Raw genomic sequence first — 2,520 nt, 5'->3', positions numbered from 1 at the left:
CCGCCCTGCTCCGGCAGCCAGTCCGGATTGAGGTAGAAGACCACGGTGATGGTGCGCAGGTCGTCGTCGCGGAAGCGATCGAAGTGGCGCAGGTAGTAGGCGCCGGGCGCGTAGAAGGCGAAGTGGCATTCCAGCTCCTCGAGGCCGAGGAACAGCTGGCGATTGAGCGCCTGGCGCAGCGCCTCCATGGCCTCCAGGAACTGCTCGCAGGCAGCCGACTGCCCGCCCTCGATCCATAGAATCCGGTCGCCCCGAATGCCCTCGACGATCGCCTGCCCGGCGGCCCGGCCGATCGCCGCCGGGGCCAGTTCTCCTGCGGCCGCGCGGGAACGGCACTCTTGCGCCAGTTCGGCGGTCAGAGACTGCGGGAGAAAGGCAGGCTGCTGCGACCAACCCTGCTCGGCAAGGTCGTCGATCAGGGCTTGCAACGACGGTAGGTTCGGGGGGGTCGACATGCGCGGCATTCTAGCAGGCCGGATCGACGCGCAACCGTCGCAGATCATCTCCCGCGCGCTCGACAATGCCGGCCACCGCCCCCGACAATACGTCCCCTGCCCACAGGAGCTTCCATGCGCGTATTTCTCAGCCTGATTCTCGTCTTCCTCAGCCTCGGCGCCCGCGCCGACGCGTACAGCGACCTTTACCAGGCCGCCGGCTGGCCGCAGCAACGCGCGCACTTCAGCGATGCCCTGGGCGCCGCCCAGCAGCGCTACCGCAGCACCCTGCCGCCGGCGGTCTACCAGACGCTGGTGGAGAACAGCAATCGGCGTTTCGCGCCGCAGGCGATGGACCAGCGGGCGATCGGCGCGCTGCGCGAAAACCTGCCCCAACCGCAACCCGCGCTGGCGTTCTTCCAGGCGCCGCTGGGGCGCAAGATCGTCGCCGCCGAGCAGCTCGCCACCCGCAGCGACCAACTCGCCCGCCACGCCAACGGCCTGCCGCCGATCGAGGCCAGCGCCACCCGCCGACTGCTGGTACGGCACCTGGCGCAGGCGATCCCGATTGGCGACGCCGCCGCGGAGGTCAGCCTGGCACTGGCCGGCGTCGCGGCCGACAGCCTCAGCCAGATGATCCCCGGCCTGCTCGGCGGCGGTCAGGCGCAGGGCATGCTCGATGGCCAGCGGCAGCGGATGAAGCAGCAGATCGAGGGCAACATCGACAACACGCTGCTGCACGTCTACAGCGAACTGTCCGACCCGGAACTGGAGGAGTACGTCACCTTCGCCGAGTCGCCCGACGGCAAGCAGTATTACCAAGCCGCCTTGGCCGCCCTGCGCGCCGGCCTGGCGGCGAACCCGTCGACCTCGCAGGGCATCTGATTCGCCCGCGCCGCACCGCCACGCGCGGTACGGCGGCGACGCCCCGCTCAGCCTTCAAGACGCTGGCTGAGAAACTCGAAATAGCGCTCGCGCAGCGCTTCCCTCTCGTTGGCCAGATGATGCTTGGCGTCCGCCAGCATCAGCACCTGCGGCGTGGCGAACTTGTCTTCCAGCACCTCAAGGTTGTGCCGCCAGTCGACGGTCAGGTCGGCGTCGCCCTGGACGATCAGCGGGCTGCGCAGGCTGCGCGGCGCGCCCTCGATCTTCGGCACCCAGCGTGACAGCGCGCCGACCCAGGCGGTGGGCAAGGTTCGCGGCTGCAGCGGGTCGAGGCGATGGACGAAATCGATGAACTCCGCATCGCCGGAGTTGACGCTGAAGCGCCGCGGGATGGATTCGACGAAGGGCTTGAGCAGCCGATAGCTCAGCTGCGACCAGCCCCACGAACGCGGCCGCACCAGCGGCGCCAGGAGGATGGTTTCACCGAGCTGCGCCGCCGGCTCGCCGAGCAGCAGGTGATCGAGCAGGATCGCCCCGCCGGTGCTCTGGCCGCACAGGTGCCAGGGTTGCGGCAGATCCAGCGTCGCCGCTTCGGCGATCAGCCCCTGCAGCACGGTCTGGTACTCGGCGAAATCGCCGATGCTCGCACGCTCGCCGCTGGACAGCCCGTGGCCCGGCAGGTCGCAGGCGAGCACCGCGTAGTTCATTCGCAGCGCCCAGTCGATCACGTGGCGATACAGCCCCATGTGATCGTAGTAACCGTGCAGCAGCAGCAGGCTGGCGACCGGCTTGGGTGGCAACCAGGCCTGCACGACGATCTGGTAGTCGCCGGCCTGGAAGCAGCCGAGCCGGCTGCGCACCTGCGGATGCCGCGCCACCGGGTCCAGCCCGTAGTAGTGGCGGTAGCCGAGCACCTGCGGCGCATCCTCCTCGTCGGCGGACAGGCGCCTGAGCGCCAGGCGCAGGCTATCGGGCTGGAAGGGAGGCGACGACATGGGTACTCCGGGGACTCGCTTGACGTTCGACATTCTACCCGCGCTGCCGGCATGGCAAGCTATGCCACCCTCGGAAACCGCCATATGCCCATGTCGCCGCGCCGCAAAATCGTTCTCGCCAGCCTCTTCGGCCTGATCTGGTTGATCGCCCTGCTGTTCGCCATCTGGTGGTACCAGGCGCGCTACATCCGCGCGTTCGACAACCG

At 68.9% G+C, this 2,520-nt stretch carries 3 protein-coding genes; 1 reads left to right on the top strand and 2 read right to left on the bottom strand.

Annotation, left to right across the window (positions count from 1 at the left end; all coding sequences use genetic code 11):
* The coding region (locus tag B2X67_RS03890) for a 2OG-Fe(II) oxygenase (protein WP_414704000.1) at window positions 1-464 on the bottom strand (464 nt) is incomplete at its 3' end.
* A gap of 105 nt (window positions 465-569) precedes the next feature.
* Between B2X67_RS03890 and B2X67_RS03885 the strand changes: the two genes are divergently transcribed.
* On the top strand, window positions 570-1,319 hold the full coding sequence (locus B2X67_RS03885; RefSeq protein ID WP_286784682.1) for a DUF2059 domain-containing protein: 750 nt from the start codon (window positions 570-572) through the stop codon (window positions 1,317-1,319).
* Window positions 1,320-1,366: 47 nt separating this feature from the next.
* On the opposite strand, the gene B2X67_RS03880 is transcribed toward B2X67_RS03885, so the two are convergent.
* A complete protein-coding gene (locus B2X67_RS03880) occupies window positions 1,367-2,314 on the bottom strand; it encodes an alpha/beta hydrolase (protein WP_286784681.1) in 948 nt (315 codons plus the stop codon).
* Window positions 2,315-2,520 lie beyond the last annotated feature (206 nt).

This window comes from Pseudomonas sp. UBA3153 (genome assembly GCF_002364635.1).
In the GTDB taxonomy this organism is placed as follows: domain Bacteria; phylum Pseudomonadota; class Gammaproteobacteria; order Pseudomonadales; family Pseudomonadaceae; genus Pseudomonas_O; species Pseudomonas_O kuykendallii.
Note: the sequence above shows the minus strand (reverse complement) of the source record. Positions and strands in the feature narration are given on the sequence as shown.

What these genes read in the sequence shown, in the direction of transcription:
- B2X67_RS03885 (WP_286784682.1), top strand. Translation starts at nt 570, where the DNA reads ATGCGCGTATTTCTCAGCCTGATTCTCGTCTTCCTCAGCCTCGGCGCC.
- B2X67_RS03880 (WP_286784681.1), bottom strand. Translation starts at nt 2,314, where the DNA reads ATGTCGTCGCCTCCCTTCCAGCCCGATAGCCTGCGCCTGGCGCTCAGG.